The following is a 13,840-nucleotide window of genomic DNA, read 5'->3' on the forward strand; positions in this document are numbered from 1 at the left end:
ATTTACTAAAAAACAATCATGTAAGTAACGAACGTACAACCAATCGAAAACAATATAAATCTAAAAAACAACTGAGCTTTCGATGCAAACGATCCATCAATGAAAGAAACAACTACCGTAAGCAAAACGCTTGCCGCAATACTTGTAACAAGCCAGATACTATGCATTTGTGATAGATTTAGCATGCCTAATAAAGGGACAAAAAGTAAATTTGCACAAATCACTCCAAATAATAATAAAAATACGCCTTTATAACTAAATTTTATATTCATTCTATTTCCCCCTTTCTAGTTTTAATGTGAAAGAAGTGATAGACAAAAAGTCTATCACTCAAAATAACAGCGTGCAGATTAAGGATTAACAGATTCCCCGTCACCATTTTTTTCAATTTCAAGCATATTTTTGTCGTACATTTTAAAGAATGGTAAATAAATAAGGAACGATATTGCTATATTTATAAAAACTAATACAATCGCACGCCAATCTCCACCTGTTGCTAAATATGCACCAATTGGAGCAGGTAGTGTCCATGGCGGCATAATATGCGTTGGTGTTACAAATCCCATCGCAGTTGCTGAATATGCAACAGTTGCTGTTACAAGTGGTGTAATGATAAATGGGATAATTAAAATTGGATTTAGTACAATCGGTAATCCGAATATGACTGGTTCATTAATATTAAAAATACCCGGAACAATACAAGTTCTTGATAATGCTTTCGAATATTTCGATCGACCAAATACAATCATAGCTAATACAAGCCCTAACGTCGCACCAGAACCGCCAATCCATATAAACCATTGATATAACGGCTCTGGTGAAATAAATGGCAACTGATCTGCTCCACTAGCAACTGCTTCACCATTTTTCCCTAGGTATACTTCCCATAATGGCCGAGCAACAGTTCCAACAACCGACACACCATGGATTCCGAATGACCAAAAAAACGTAATTAAAAACACTGGAATCATTACACCGAAGTAACTATCCCCAGCTTTTACTAATGGTGCTGCTAATTTATCAACAACATGGTGTAAATCAATGCTAAAAACGACAGTTACTAGACTCATTATAATAATAACGAATGCTGCAGGTATAAGTGCTTCAAATGAACGCGATACAGATGGCGGTACTTGTTCTGGCATTTTAATCATTACATTTTTCTTCTTACAAAACCTTAAAATCTCTACGGATAAAATAGAAACAATCATCGTCACAAATAATCCATGACCTCCGAGATTTGTCATCGGAAGCATGAATCCTTTTTTATCAATTAACTCAGGCGTTAATGTTAAAAGTAGTGAACATACCGCGAGCTGTGCTCCTGATAAAGCATCTAATTTATAACTTTTCGCTAAATTATATCCTATTCCAAATGCGATATATAAGGACATAATAAACATGGTTAAACGATATGGTATCAATATACTTGTTTGATTCTTTAATGCCCAAACTGATATAAAACTATCTTTCGGCAGTGGTGGAAATGCTACTATTAAAAAGAAGCTTCCTACTATAATAAATGGTAACGCCGAAATAACTCCATCACGGATTGCTTGTAAATGTCTCTGCTCAGAAAGCCTTGCCATCGGTCCAGATAAGTTTTTATCAAGAAACGTGACAAACTTATTCATAACGTTTCCCCCTAACTGATTAATTCATTTACAGTTTTTAATAAAGTCGGGCCGCCAAGCGGTGTGTATGCTTGCGGCGGTATGATGCCACACGGAATAGATTCCTCCTCTGCAAATTTTTTTACAGAGTCAAATCGGTGTCTTATTTGAGGTGCCACCATTACGACATCCCAGCCATTCTTTACTTCTTCCTCTACCTCATTCGTTCCAATTGCATGCACTTCCATGTTCACACCATTTTTCTCCGCTTCTTTTTTTAAAGCGTTTACAACAATTGCACTGGACATTCCTCCAGAACAGACGAACAAAACTTTCATTTATTAATCCTCCTATACTTATAATTTATTACCCTTCAAATGAAAGGAAGTTTCACTTTACTAACAAGCATATGAAGTAGTAAATGAATTTAGTTATAATGAAAGTAAATTTCATTAAAAATATTTTTCCTATTAAATTAATGTTTCAATATGCAATTTTCTCTATTGCAAGGTCAACCTCGCCTCAGATATTATTTTAAATAATCATATGATAGGGAGGCTTATAAATGATCGTTAAACGTTTATTAATGATATGTTGTATCGTTATCTTGTTCATCCCTTTCTCTTTCATTCCCCCTCACTCTACTTATGCTGAAGTAAATACTACGTACAAAAAACATGAATTACGTGCTGTATGGATCGCATCAGTTCTGAATATTGATTGGCCCTCAAAAACTGGATTACCTATTGAAAAACAGAAGCAAGAATTTATAAGATTATTAGACGATGTAAAAAGCACTGGTATGAATGCAGTTGTTGTACAAATTAAACCAACCGCTGATGCTTTCTATCCTTCAAATTACGGTCCTTGGTCTGAATACATTACAGGAACACAAGGAAAAGATCCTGGTTATGACCCGCTCGCATTTATGATTGAAGAAACTCATAAAAGAAATATAGAATTCCACGCTTGGATTAACCCATACCGAATAACGATGAATCACACCGATATAAATCGATTATCAAATAATCACCCTGCAAGGCAACATCCCGATTGGGTTGTCCCTTATGGCGGAAAGTTATATTACAATCCCGGTATTCCGGAAGTGAAAAAATTTATAACAGAAGGCGCTTTAGAAATCGTACAAAATTACGATATTGATGCGCTGCATATGGATGATTATTTTTACCCATATAAAGTAGCCGGTGAAGAATTTCCAGATCAGAAAACGTACGAAACATATAATAATGGTAGATTTACAAATATAGAAGATTGGCGACGTAACAATGTAAATGAACTTGTAAAAGATTTAAATACTGCTATAAAACAAGAAAAATCATATGTAAAGTTTGGTATTAGTCCGTTCGGCGTATGGCGAAATATAGCTGACGATCCCACTGGCTCTAACACAACCGCAGGCCAAAGAAACTATGATGACCTTTATGCTGACACACGTGAGTGGATACAAAAAGGATATATTGACTACATTACACCGCAAATATATTGGAATATAGGTTTCACCCCAGCTGCATATGACATATTAGTAGATTGGTGGGTTAAAGAAACAAATAACAAACCGATTCACCTATACATTGGTCAAGCGGCCTATAAAATTAATAATAACTCCGTCCCTGCTTGGTCTGATCCAGAAGAATATCCAAAACAAATTGCATTAAACCGGCTATATCCTGATATAAAAGGTAGTATGCATTTTAGCTTAAAAGATATTAATAACAATCCACTCGGAGTTAAAGATAGACTTTCAAAAAACATATATAAACATCCTGCATTAATCCCGCCTATGCCTTGGCTTGATCATGATCCACCAAAACAACCGACTTTAAAAGGCGCCATTCCAAGAGATGAAGGTATTGCAATCGGTATCATTGACAATAGAGATAATGATTCTGCTTATTACGCTATTTACCGCGTGAATGGGAAAAATGAAGTGGATATACAAAATCCCAAAAATTTACTTACTACTGTAAGAAAAACAAAACTTGGAGAAATTTATGTAGATAAAACCGCTATTTCCGGAGAAACGTATACCTATGTCGTAACTGCAGTTGATCGATTGCATAATGAAAGTGTGGCTTCTAGTCATACTACCGTTAGAGCAAAATAAAACCTCATAAAAAAAGCGCCTTAAAGCCGTGATACTTAGCTTTTAAGGCGCTTTTTGTTATTTATTCTTAAACTTCTCAGTCGCTGCTCTCATCTTCACATTTAAATCGTGATCAATTGAGTCGCGAATATCTCGCTCTACTACTTCCATTTCTTTTTGGAAATTTTCCAAGTAGATTTTCAGTTCTTCTTCCTTCTCTGGTCTTTGTGAAGGTGGTAATTGTACTACCAACGATAACATGGCCGTTAAATCTTTCATTAAGAATGTTTCAAGTTTATGTTGTTGTTCAAACATGCGTTGCTCTTGATAGTACGGAAGTGCATTCAATACTGAAATTGTAATATCATCAACCGTTCTTTGTAATGAAGGATTTATTGAGCGTTTATACGCTTGAATTGTATTTAATGCGTCTGGATAACGGTCATAAAAATACAATTTGTAAAATGATAAGTCTGTCGGTTTTACAGTTTGCTGTGTTTCTTGTCTTAAGAAATCTTTCACTTTCATCGTGGCTACATCGATATCTTCATTCGTAAGCTTTTTCGTAGTTTTTGCCATTACATGCACTTTTTTCTGCTTTTCTTTCGGTAACATCGAGAAGACTTGTTCTCTCGTACGTTGACCTGATGCACAAAATAGAGTATTTAATGTATTTTGTTCTTTCTTCCCTTCGGTGCGAATCCAGCGATAAAACAGTGGATGTTGTGTAAATTCTTGTAGAAACGGTATTGATTTGTTTGATAACTTATCTAAAGAATCTTGCGCTCTTTTATATGGCTTCGTCCATGAAAAATACAGCTTCCGTCCGAAATATACGACTAAAACAACAACAGTAAATGCTATTAAAAGCAATGTACCGAGTAGTAATAGTACTGTTTGAATGAAACTCATTTGTTCACCTCCTCTAATAATCCGTTATTTCCTTGGACGCTGAATGAGTTTCTGCTTCATCTCATCATTAAATGTGTCTAGTTCAATAACGAACTTCTTACTTGACTCGATAATACGTTCTGACGATTTTTCAGATGCTTCAATTGCAGCGAACACATTTTGGAATGATTCACGTAATTTATCCATGCTAATAGCAGGGTTTTCAAGCAATTTCGTCGTTTCTTCTGTATTTTGTTTTAACGCTTGAGAATTACTTAATACCATCGATTCAATTGCTTCATTCGTTGCATTTACTGCATCAATTGTTTTACGTTGATTCGTTAATGCAAGCTGAATAGCAGCTGAAACTGTTACAACGTTTTGCGTCATCGTAATTGCATTACGTATTGCCTCTGTTAACTTTTCGTTATTTTTCTTAATGATGTCTACAGAAGCTATAGATTGTAATAATACACTTTTCGCTTGCTGCATATTACGTGTACGTACAAGTATCTTTTCTAACGCATCGTTAATTAACGGAATATCCCTTTGACGATCTGGGTTTTGTTTCTCAGCTTCAAGCATGCCAGCAAGCTTTTTCCCTAAGTATACTTGTTTATCAAGCGCATGAATTTTATCGTGCGATTGTTCTTTTAACATTTCAAGACCAACTGTATCCTCTTGTAAGTTATCACGGCCAATTAGAAGGGATCTAATAATTTCCTCGATTTGTTTATCTATAGATTGGTATTTATGCACATATGTTTCAAGTGGATTTTTCTTGAATACTTTAAACATTATTTTCTTCATACCACTTGCTTTAAGTGAATTGGGATCAAGCTCTGATACCACTTTTCGTAATTCTAACAATGTATTTGGAATTTCTTCATTCTTTCCATTCATCATCGCTGTTACAGGGCGTTTTAAAGCTGATAACGTTTGTCCTGCTGCTTGTTGCTCTTTATCTCCTAAATCTCCTAGCTGAGACAATACTTTTGATAAATCTGTATTTTGCTCGCTATTTAACTTTTGTACATAAAGATCAGCTTCTTTATTTAGTTCCTCTAATTCTTCATCTTTTATAACTGTATCAACTACTACTTCTACATTATTATCTTTCACAATGGATACAGGTTCTTTTTTCTCGAGTTCAGTCAACAAAATCGCTCCTTTATTTATATGTGCGAATTTACATGCACTATATTTCATCAATTATATCGTATTTCATATATATTCTGACTGCTTGAAATCGATTTTTTTAGAAATGTCTGTTTATGCAGTCATTCCCTGTTTCTTACTATAAGTATACCTGTAATCAACATAATTTTCCTCAGACTTAAGACCTAGAGAACTACATGCTGAAGGCGGATTCTTCATATATTTCCTAAATAATTTACGTTCTTTTAATCGTGCTACACTCAATCTTTTGACATTCACCCGTTTTCAATGTGATAATTCTATTACACTCACTTCTATTTATTTTTGCGAGCTACAAATGCTCCCTTTTGAAACGCTAATAACACTGTTTCAAACGTATCATCTTCTTCAATCATTTTTATAAACTCATCTAATTCACTTGCATGAGAAGTTGCATTATCAACAACAAGAAAACCTTTTGGTTGTAACATACGTTTTATATGCTCAAACCACCACATGTATTGCGTGCGCTCTGAATCTAGGAAAATAAAATCAAATGAATGATCTAATTGGGAATCTAAAAATGCCCCTGCTTCTTGATTATGAATATCAATTCTTTGTAACAGGTTTGCCTTTTCAAAATTGACAAGTGCCTCTCCAACTCGTTCTGAAGAAAGCTCTACAGTTGTTACATTTCCATTTGTTTCTTCTACCGCATTAGCCAACCACAATGTAGAATAACCATTAGAAGTTCCAATTTCTAAGATATTTTTTGCATTACACCCTTTTACTAAAATTGATAAAAATTGCCCCATCTCACGAGAAACATTCCGTAATTTTTCTTCCCTTGTTTTTTTATTTCGATCATGCTCTTCTCCATATTGTTCAAGTTGCAATAATAATGAATCTACTGTATCCATTCTTTTCATCGCCTTTCCAAGCAATATGATGAAAAAGCTCTTGCTGCCCGTCTACTTTTTATTATATGCGAAACAAAAACCTTTTTCCTGTTATATGACAAAGATTTATAATTTTTTATAGCATATTGTTTCGTTTTTTGGTAAAGTTAATTTCTACGTGCAATTATTCCATTCATATTATTTCATATTAAAATTGCAGTTATTAAATTATATAAACCCCATTTAAATGAATCGGTATTTCAAATTCAATTAAGCGCCCTTTTCGGACGCATTTTCTTTGTTTATATATTTCCAGAAGAAAGGATGCTTACAAATGAACGTGATTAGCTTAGATGCTGCTCGAAAACGAAAGCAGCATAAAAAATTAATGATTACTATACCGATTATTACACGTATTTATGAAGAAGACGGGGAAATTAAATTTGAGGTGGCTGGCGAAAAAGATGTACCTCTTGAAATGTTAGAAAAATAATAAAAAACGCATTTCTGAAGAAATGCGCTTTTTTATATTTTTACATTTAAATGCATAAGTTTTTCAGGATTAACCATCATATAAATATTTGAAATCTTCTCATCCTCAAATGCAAACGAAAGAACATACGTTACTTTATTATTTATTGTAACTATAACTCCTGGTATACCATTTACCATTTTGAAATCAACAGTGTACTCTTCTGTCAATCGTTGTGCAATCCCAAAGAACAAACGTATAATTCGATCTGCAGAATAAATCGGACTGATCGCAGTCGTAACTTTACCGCCACCATCAGCTTTGAGTATAGCATCTGTTTTTAATACTTCCAACATACCTTCCGTATCCCCACACTGTAATGATGCTACAAACTTTTCAACATAAGAAGCCATTTTCTCCGTGCTTAATTTTGATTGCTTCGGTTTCTCCAACATGCTTTTTCGTGCACGTTGAAAGATCTTCCTGCAGTTCACACTACTCTTATCAACAATTGAAGCTATTTCTTCGTATTCATAACTGAAAACCTCTCTTAATATGAAAACAATCCTTTCTACCTCAGATAGTTGTTGTAAAAGTAATAAATATGCGGTGGAAAGGGATTCTTTCATTATAAATGACTTTGATGGCTCATCACTCTCTTCTACAAGTGGCTCTGGTAACCACATCCCTACATACACGTTACGTTTATGCGCTGCCGATCGTAATTTATCAATTGAACGATTTGTCGCCATCTTACATAAATATGCTTTCATATTTTCTATAGATTGTGGATCTTCTATATTATTTAGCGAGATAAATACATCCTGAACGATATCCTCAGCATCCATAACACTCCCAAGGATTCTGTATGATAACGAAAATAATAATGGTTGATACGCTTCATATAACTGCTCCGTTTCCATGATGAACTGCCTCACTTTCATATTGCTTTAAAATGTGTAACGCTGCACGTTTCCCGCTTGCTACCGCAGCATCAGCTAATATTTCATCATGCCCTGCCCAATCTCCTGCAACATAAACACCTGGCATTTCAGGTATATTAGGACCCGGCTTTTCAACACGGTCAATATGAGGAAAATCATGTACTACTGTTATTTTCGGTAAATATTGCTGTGCAACAACTTCTCTTTTCCAATTTGGATGTAACAACTCCATCGTACTTTCCAACTGTTCTTTATCTTCATAAATATGATTCATCTCTAGCACAGGATTATGGTACTTAATTAGACTCACTGCAATTGATCCGTCTTCACTTAATTTAGCTGCTCTCGATTGATTTGTGAAAAATATAGGTTGATCTAATCCTAATACAAATTGATGTGTAGGATTGGGTAATTGTCTCAAGCCAATATCTAATGCACCAACAGTAACCGGTACCGATTGTTCACTCCATTTATGCAAACTTGTTCCTTCTGCACCTTTTATTATTTTACAAGCCTCTTTCGGCGGAGTCGTCACGATGACTGTACCTACTTCAAAAACCTCATCATCAACACAATGTATTCTTTGTTTACCTTCGGAATGCTCAATTTCCACAACATGCTTTTTAGCCAAAAACTGCACCCCGATATCATTCGCTATAGCTCTTAATTTTGTTATTATCGTCTCCCAACCACCATCTACATACAGCACTCCTTCTTTTATAGAAAGCTGTATTTGCTTTAGTACAGATGATGCTAATTGTATTGTAGGAGCAAACGTATATGTTGTTGTCCGGCATAGCGCATAAAATATATTGCGAACCATTGGATCTTTTATTTCATTTTCTGCCCATGTAGTTAGACTCATTTTCGGAACTTCTCCTACATCTAAATTTCCTAAACGAATCATAAGACGTGAGAATTGTACTTTTGCAGACCAAGAAAGTAGTGGTGTTGATAAAATTGAGCGAAAATCTGTTGGGATGGTGAATATATCCCCTTTCCATATTCCATGTGCTTTTGTAGATGGTATTCCACCTGGAAGAGTCATACCGAGCTCATTAAAAGTTATAAACGCTGCCCCGCCTCTATATAAAGCATGTGCACCAAGATTCATGCAGATTCCATTTTTATTTGTAGTCATCCCTCGGCCACCGAATTGACTGGACTTTTCTAATACAATCACTTTCCTTCCAGCTTTCGCTAAATATATAGATGCTGTTAATCCAGCAAGCCCACCGCCAACAATTGCTACATCAAATTTCTTCATAATAAAATCCCTCCTTAATCGTTCTACATACAAGACGAACGATTAAGGAGGGATGTGACATAAAAATAAATTTTTATTACCCTACTATATTTCATTACTTTTTAATTCGGTCATATTGCATACGAAATAACTCAATTGCAAATGGAATATCCTCTTCACTCTTTAAATAATAACTGATCCATCCTGATTCAGGTAATACGTGATGTGGTTTTACCAAGCCTTGCTTCACTAATTCATCTCGCTTTAACTTCGGAAATGGTAAATCAGCTAATTTATCACCATGAAGATGGCCAAGTTCTTTCTTGCCATAATTTATTTCAATACCACCAAATCGATGCGGTTTTTCAGAAACACCCGCCCAGCTAAGTACTTCATTTCTAATCATTTCACTAAATGACATAAACATTCACTCCTTATAAATGATTGATGTAATTTTAAATTAACATTTTCATTACTTTTTTCCATCAATCCAAAGTATGAATGGGAATACGAATATAGTTTAGTCTTAACACCTTATTCTTTATGGAATAAGTGAATTTATTAAGCTACCGACAACAGCACAAAACAAAGACTAGACACATATCCTAATTTTGTAACCTAACTTCCCTATAGAAAGGCGGGTAATATAATTGACTGCAAACATCGACTATACCTCCCCCTCAACCAATTTTACTTATGATGTAAATAAAAGTAATTTTTTTCGGAAAGATGCCCAAAATTATATAAATGTACTTGGTATTAAACAATTAAATACTTTAGAAAATACTTCATTATTAGATATTTATTTAAGTACAGGAAATGTTGTAGAACCACATATTCATCAAAATGCAGCTGAACTTGTTTATTGTATTTCAGGGTCTGCTGTTGTTTCTTTACTTAATCCATTTACGAATCAAATATTAAACTTACCGATAAAACCCGGGCAAGTTGCCAACATTCCACAAGCGTGGTGGCATTATGAAATTGCTACAGCAGATAATACTCATTTATTAGCTATTTTCAATGCTCCAACTCCAGAAGTTATTTTCGGTTCTGACATTTTAAGGTTAACTCCGGCTCATATGATGGCCCATACTTACTGTCTCAATGAACAACAATGGAAACAAGCGGTTTCCCCTATTCAATCAACTACTGTAATTGGTCCTCCGGCAAACTGCAATCAAAACCGTGAAATGAAAAATTATCCAACCCAGCCCCTCGCTCAACAACAGAATCCGTATCACCAAGATTCTTATTGCTTTCCTCTTTACTGGGGCTATTAATTTGTAAATTTTCAAAAGAATCATCATTTATCTCCTAGGAAAATACCAAGGAGATTTTTTTATTGTATCTTCTCTTCCTATTAATAATAGTAACAATTGATAGTGTACATACATATAATATTTATATATTAAATTGGAGGTGATAGTACTATGAGTAATTATAACTATCGAAAAAACTACTCTTATAATAAAAATAGTAGCTCTTCAGCATCCTCTCAATCTTCCAATTCTCAATCTTCCAATTCCCAATCGCAAAGAGACTTAGCCGAGCAAGGCTATGTAAAGAAAAAAGGATGTAACTGTAATAAAAATAAATAGTTTATTTTATGGATGAATTCTTTTTAAAAGAATTCATCTTTTTTTGCTGATCGGAAATTTTTAAAGTTACATAACTTATGCCTTAAATGAGAAAGGGTAAATTATACTTTTTTATACGAACTTAATAAAGAGTAATTGTTCAATTGATTTATTACTTATTTCCTCAAAAAATATAGTCCTTCCTAAATTTATTAGGAAGGACTATATACAAACCCCTGTTTAATTTCCTACTAAACATTGTAACAAATTAAACGATATTAATACCTGCACTTACAAATCCAGCAACTGCAGCTATTGGACTTGCTGCTGTTAATGAAACATACAGTAGTATTTTATCTCCAGCCGCTACTGGAATAGCTTCAGCAATGATTCCTGATGCTGTAGAACCAATCGCTATTGCGGCAAATGCTGGTGTTAATAAAAGAGGCGCGCCTTGTACTGTAAACGTATTGCTTGCTGCAGGTGCAGTTAATATTTGTATTTGCACTTGAACAGGTGATATTGGAGCTAATGCAGCTGTTGCACTAAAGAAACCTGCTAATGACGTGATAGTTCCTGCACGTGGTGCTACAAATGCATAATCACCTACACCTAATGCTAATGTGATACTAGTTCCACCTGTTAATGCTACACCAGGCTGACTAAATCCAAATCCAAGAAGAGTTCCTGTATTAGCTACTAACGCGTTAACTAACGCAGATGGTGTTGTACCTGAAGCAAATGGAATAATAGCTCCGCCACCAGCTGCACCAGTTGCTCCTGTTAAGCCCGTTGCACCAGTTGGACCTGTTGCTCCCGTTGGACCTGTTGCTCCTGTTGGACCTGTTGCTCCCGTTGCTCCTGTTAAGCCTGTTGCACCAGTTAAACCTGTTGCTCCCGTTGGGCCTGTTGCTCCCGTTGGGCCTGTTGCTCCTGTTAAACCTGTTGCGCCACCAGTACCTGCTGGACCTGTCGCTCCTGTTGGGCCTGTTGGACCTGTTGCTCCTGTTGCTCCCGTTGGACCTGCTCCGGTTCCTGCTGGGCCCGTTGGACCTGTTGGACCTGTTGGACCTGTCGCCCCTGGAGTAGCATTGATTAATTGAATTAATAAATTAAAAAGAAGTTGTAAAGTTGCAGAATCAACATTTGAGTTGCAAGATATAGGGATAAGATCTAAAGCGAAGAAGAATTGTGCAAGAGCGCTATAAAATTGTTGCAATAATGTTGACAATTGTCCTAAATTAGGTGCTGGAGATTGTAATAAAACTATAATACTTTGAGTTAATTGTTTCAAAAAATTAACTTCTGGGGAAGGTAATAAGGAATTTAAGAAAATTAAAAATTGATTAAATAAATCGAGTAACACTAATCTGTTTGCATTACTTGGATTTGCAAAAAATGCTGAAATAGCTGATACTAATGAGTTTAGTAAAGTAATTAATTGACTTAATTGTTCCCTGGTAATAGGAACTGACTGTGGATTTTTACAACAATCTGCTGAAAAAACAATCGGATTGCAGTTATTATGATCAAAACAATCATTATGTTTCATTTATTTCCTCCTTACTTTTCTTATAGTTGAGTGTTTTCCCATTCTAAGTACTATAAAAGATGCAATTGAAAAAAGTAGTTGAGTTATATGTTTCTCTTAAAATAGGAAACATGAATGATAATCAAACTTGAAAACGTCATTTAATTATGTTCATGACTCACATATTAATTATATGTTTTTAATAATTGACTGCTTAGATTAAATACCTAAACTTAAGGGTTTATTTTATTTTTCCACGTTTATCTCTTAGGTTCAAAGACACATTTTAATTTGAATACAAAAAACCGAATTTACGATTAACATATATTCCGCAAGTAACAACATCATTTTTTCATATAAATAAAGAACATTTCCTTACTAAAATTGGGCTCACCTTATAAAGGTGAAGCCGTTTCTATTATAAAAAACTCTCATACAATATAGTGGACAAGTTATTTTATACTTCGTTCTAATAAAATATTGTAAGGAGTGAAAATTAATTGCCTATCATTCAACCATTTATGGCATCTAGAAGATTTACATCCACACTAGGAGCCGGCACAGGTACAGGTGCAGCTTTTGCAATTGCTGCCACAGCTTGTTTAAACGATGCGGGTACTACTGCAACCGCTTTTCCGACTTTCACGTATTACAACTTATATGTGAACGGTATTCTTCAACCAAGCGTGAACTCCAGTGTTACTACTGGTCCTACTGGTGCTATTACAATTCCTGGTGGGGATGCATTAGACGGCGGAATTCCAATTACAATTGAATTTATCGTCACTTAATGTTAACGAATGTAATTCAGAACAAAAAAGACAGATTCCTTTTCATTAAGAATCTGTCTTTTTTAATTAATAATAATAAATTGTAAAATAATTGAAGAACCTTGCGATGGTGGTTGGTTATCCAATAAAGTTAGTTTACCAGTACTAACTTCATAGAATGGTTGTGGTTGCAAAATTCCATTGATAAACAAATTTATATACGAAACCTCACTAGGTGAAAGTATATTTGTTGTACCATATTGAGCTATGCCATCTGCATCTGTATATATAAGTTTCTCTCCATCTGAAAAAGTGTAAAATAACAAATTAGTTGTTGTTATAGGGCCAATCCCCCCAGTAGGACCTGTTGCTCCCGTTGCTCCCGTTGTTCCTGTTGCTCCTGTTATTCCCGTTGCTCCCGTTGCTCCTGTTGCTCCTGTTGCTCCTGTTGCTCCTGTCGCTCCTGTTACACCCGTTATTCCCGTTGCTCCTGTTGCTCCTGTTACACCCGTTATTCCCGTTGCTCCTGTTGCTCCCGTTGGGCCTGTTGCTCCCGTTACTCCCGTTGTTCCTGTTATTCCCGTTGCTCCCGTTGCTCCTGTTGCTCCTGTTGCCCCCGTTGCTCCTGTTACACCCGTTGCTCCTGTTGCTCC

General features: G+C 35.3%; 15 protein-coding genes. 4 read left to right on the top strand and 11 right to left on the bottom strand.

The annotated features are described in order from the left end of the window. Positions 1-5: 5 nt before the first annotated feature. The 3 genes from ACTFP3_RS22605 to ACTFP3_RS22615 all read right to left on the bottom strand — a co-directional run bounded on the left by ACTFP3_RS22605 (position 6) and on the right by ACTFP3_RS22615 (position 1,951). Positions 6-272 carry a hypothetical protein gene (locus ACTFP3_RS22605; protein ID WP_001021963.1) on the bottom strand — a complete coding sequence of 89 codons (267 nt, stop codon included), beginning with the start codon at positions 270-272 and terminating at the stop codon, positions 6-8. A 78-nt stretch (positions 273-350) separates the two neighbouring features. Then, positions 351-1,634, bottom strand: a complete 1,284-nt coding sequence (locus ACTFP3_RS22610; RefSeq protein ID WP_001032280.1) for a PTS sugar transporter subunit IIC — start codon at positions 1,632-1,634, stop codon at positions 351-353. 11 nt (positions 1,635-1,645) lie between these two features. Beyond that, complete coding sequence (locus ACTFP3_RS22615; RefSeq protein WP_000865907.1) at positions 1,646-1,951, bottom strand: PTS sugar transporter subunit IIB; 306 nt, start codon at positions 1,949-1,951, stop codon at positions 1,646-1,648. Positions 1,952-2,178: 227 nt separating this feature from the next. Here ACTFP3_RS22615 and ACTFP3_RS22620 point away from each other — a divergent pair, with 227 nt between their 5' ends. Beyond that, positions 2,179-3,738, top strand: a complete 1,560-nt coding sequence (locus ACTFP3_RS22620; RefSeq protein WP_434714324.1) for a glycoside hydrolase family 10 protein — start codon at positions 2,179-2,181, stop codon at positions 3,736-3,738. A gap of 57 nt (positions 3,739-3,795) precedes the next feature. Here ACTFP3_RS22620 and ACTFP3_RS22625 read toward each other — a convergent pair whose 3' ends face one another. The 3 genes from ACTFP3_RS22625 to ACTFP3_RS22635 form a co-directional block, all read right to left on the bottom strand. Beyond that, a complete protein-coding gene (locus ACTFP3_RS22625; protein ID WP_006921711.1) occupies positions 3,796-4,629 on the bottom strand; it encodes a DUF3974 domain-containing protein in 834 nt (277 codons plus the stop codon). A 24-nt stretch (positions 4,630-4,653) separates the two neighbouring features. Then, positions 4,654-5,766 (bottom strand): toxic anion resistance protein, encoded by a 1,113-nt coding sequence (locus tag ACTFP3_RS22630; RefSeq protein ID WP_140159256.1) that lies wholly within the window; start codon positions 5,764-5,766, stop codon positions 4,654-4,656. A gap of 314 nt (positions 5,767-6,080) precedes the next feature. Continuing rightward, positions 6,081-6,674: an O-methyltransferase gene (locus ACTFP3_RS22635; RefSeq protein ID WP_002094007.1), complete on the bottom strand. Its 594-nt coding sequence runs from the start codon at positions 6,672-6,674 to the stop codon at positions 6,081-6,083. A 304-nt stretch (positions 6,675-6,978) separates the two neighbouring features. Between ACTFP3_RS22635 and ACTFP3_RS22640 the strand changes: the two genes are divergently transcribed. Further along, positions 6,979-7,137 (top strand): hypothetical protein, encoded by a 159-nt coding sequence (locus ACTFP3_RS22640; protein ID WP_001100984.1) that lies wholly within the window; start codon positions 6,979-6,981, stop codon positions 7,135-7,137. Between the two features lie 32 nt (positions 7,138-7,169). Here the strand turns inward: ACTFP3_RS22640 and ACTFP3_RS22645 are convergent, their stop codons facing one another. From ACTFP3_RS22645 to ACTFP3_RS22655, 3 genes are all read right to left on the bottom strand, one after another. Then, positions 7,170-8,039 (bottom strand): sigma-70 family RNA polymerase sigma factor, encoded by an 870-nt coding sequence (locus tag ACTFP3_RS22645; RefSeq protein ID WP_368936724.1) that lies wholly within the window; start codon positions 8,037-8,039, stop codon positions 7,170-7,172. Continuing rightward, the gene (locus tag ACTFP3_RS22650; protein WP_440011329.1) at positions 8,017-9,327 is read right to left on the bottom strand and encodes a phytoene desaturase family protein; all 1,311 of its coding nucleotides are present in this window, start codon (positions 9,325-9,327) and stop codon (positions 8,017-8,019) included. Before ACTFP3_RS22650 ends, ACTFP3_RS22645 begins: the two co-directional genes overlap by 23 nt. Positions 9,328-9,421: 94 nt before the next feature. Next, the gene (locus ACTFP3_RS22655) at positions 9,422-9,727 is read right to left on the bottom strand and encodes a luciferase domain-containing protein (RefSeq protein WP_000010319.1); all 306 of its coding nucleotides are present in this window, start codon (positions 9,725-9,727) and stop codon (positions 9,422-9,424) included. Positions 9,728-9,956: 229 nt separating this feature from the next. Between ACTFP3_RS22655 and ACTFP3_RS22660 the strand changes: the two genes are divergently transcribed. After that, positions 9,957-10,589: a cupin domain-containing protein gene (locus ACTFP3_RS22660; RefSeq protein WP_049107819.1), complete on the top strand. Its 633-nt coding sequence runs from the start codon at positions 9,957-9,959 to the stop codon at positions 10,587-10,589. Positions 10,590-11,154: 565 nt separating this feature from the next. Here ACTFP3_RS22660 and exsJ read toward each other — a convergent pair. Next, entirely contained in the window at positions 11,155-12,438 is a 1,284-nt protein-coding gene (gene exsJ, locus ACTFP3_RS22665) for an exosporium protein ExsJ (RefSeq protein ID WP_440011331.1), read from the bottom strand. 479 nt (positions 12,439-12,917) lie between these two features. On the opposite strand from exsJ, the gene ACTFP3_RS22670 reads away from it, so the two are divergent. Beyond that, positions 12,918-13,208: a DUF4183 domain-containing protein gene (locus ACTFP3_RS22670; protein WP_001121647.1), complete on the top strand. Its 291-nt coding sequence runs from the start codon at positions 12,918-12,920 to the stop codon at positions 13,206-13,208. 62 nt (positions 13,209-13,270) lie between these two features. On the opposite strand, the gene ACTFP3_RS22675 is transcribed toward ACTFP3_RS22670, so the two are convergent. Continuing rightward, a partial coding sequence (locus ACTFP3_RS22675; protein WP_440011333.1) for a DUF4183 domain-containing protein occupies positions 13,271-13,840 on the bottom strand: 570 nt, incomplete at its 5' end.

Source organism: Bacillus cereus group sp. MYBK5-2, assembly GCF_051915685.1.
Taxonomy (GTDB): Bacteria; Bacillota; Bacilli; order Bacillales; family Bacillaceae_G; genus Bacillus_A; species Bacillus_A cereus.

What these genes read in the sequence shown, in the direction of transcription:
- ACTFP3_RS22605 (WP_001021963.1), bottom strand. Translation starts at nt 272, where the DNA reads ATGAATATAAAATTTAGTTATAAAGGCGTATTTTTATTATTATTTGGA.
- ACTFP3_RS22610 (WP_001032280.1), bottom strand. Translation starts at nt 1,634, where the DNA reads ATGAATAAGTTTGTCACGTTTCTTGATAAAAACTTATCTGGACCGATG.
- ACTFP3_RS22615 (WP_000865907.1), bottom strand. Translation starts at nt 1,951, where the DNA reads ATGAAAGTTTTGTTCGTCTGTTCTGGAGGAATGTCCAGTGCAATTGTT.
- ACTFP3_RS22620 (WP_434714324.1), top strand. Translation starts at nt 2,179, where the DNA reads ATGATCGTTAAACGTTTATTAATGATATGTTGTATCGTTATCTTGTTC.
- ACTFP3_RS22625 (WP_006921711.1), bottom strand. Translation starts at nt 4,629, where the DNA reads ATGAGTTTCATTCAAACAGTACTATTACTACTCGGTACATTGCTTTTA.
- ACTFP3_RS22635 (WP_002094007.1), bottom strand. Translation starts at nt 6,674, where the DNA reads ATGAAAAGAATGGATACAGTAGATTCATTATTATTGCAACTTGAACAA.
- ACTFP3_RS22640 (WP_001100984.1), top strand. Translation starts at nt 6,979, where the DNA reads ATGAACGTGATTAGCTTAGATGCTGCTCGAAAACGAAAGCAGCATAAA.
- ACTFP3_RS22645 (WP_368936724.1), bottom strand. Translation starts at nt 8,039, where the DNA reads ATGGAAACGGAGCAGTTATATGAAGCGTATCAACCATTATTATTTTCG.
- ACTFP3_RS22650 (WP_440011329.1), bottom strand. Translation starts at nt 9,327, where the DNA reads ATGAAGAAATTTGATGTAGCAATTGTTGGCGGTGGGCTTGCTGGATTA.
- ACTFP3_RS22655 (WP_000010319.1), bottom strand. Translation starts at nt 9,727, where the DNA reads ATGTCATTTAGTGAAATGATTAGAAATGAAGTACTTAGCTGGGCGGGT.
- exsJ (WP_440011331.1), bottom strand. Translation starts at nt 12,438, where the DNA reads ATGAAACATAATGATTGTTTTGATCATAATAACTGCAATCCGATTGTT.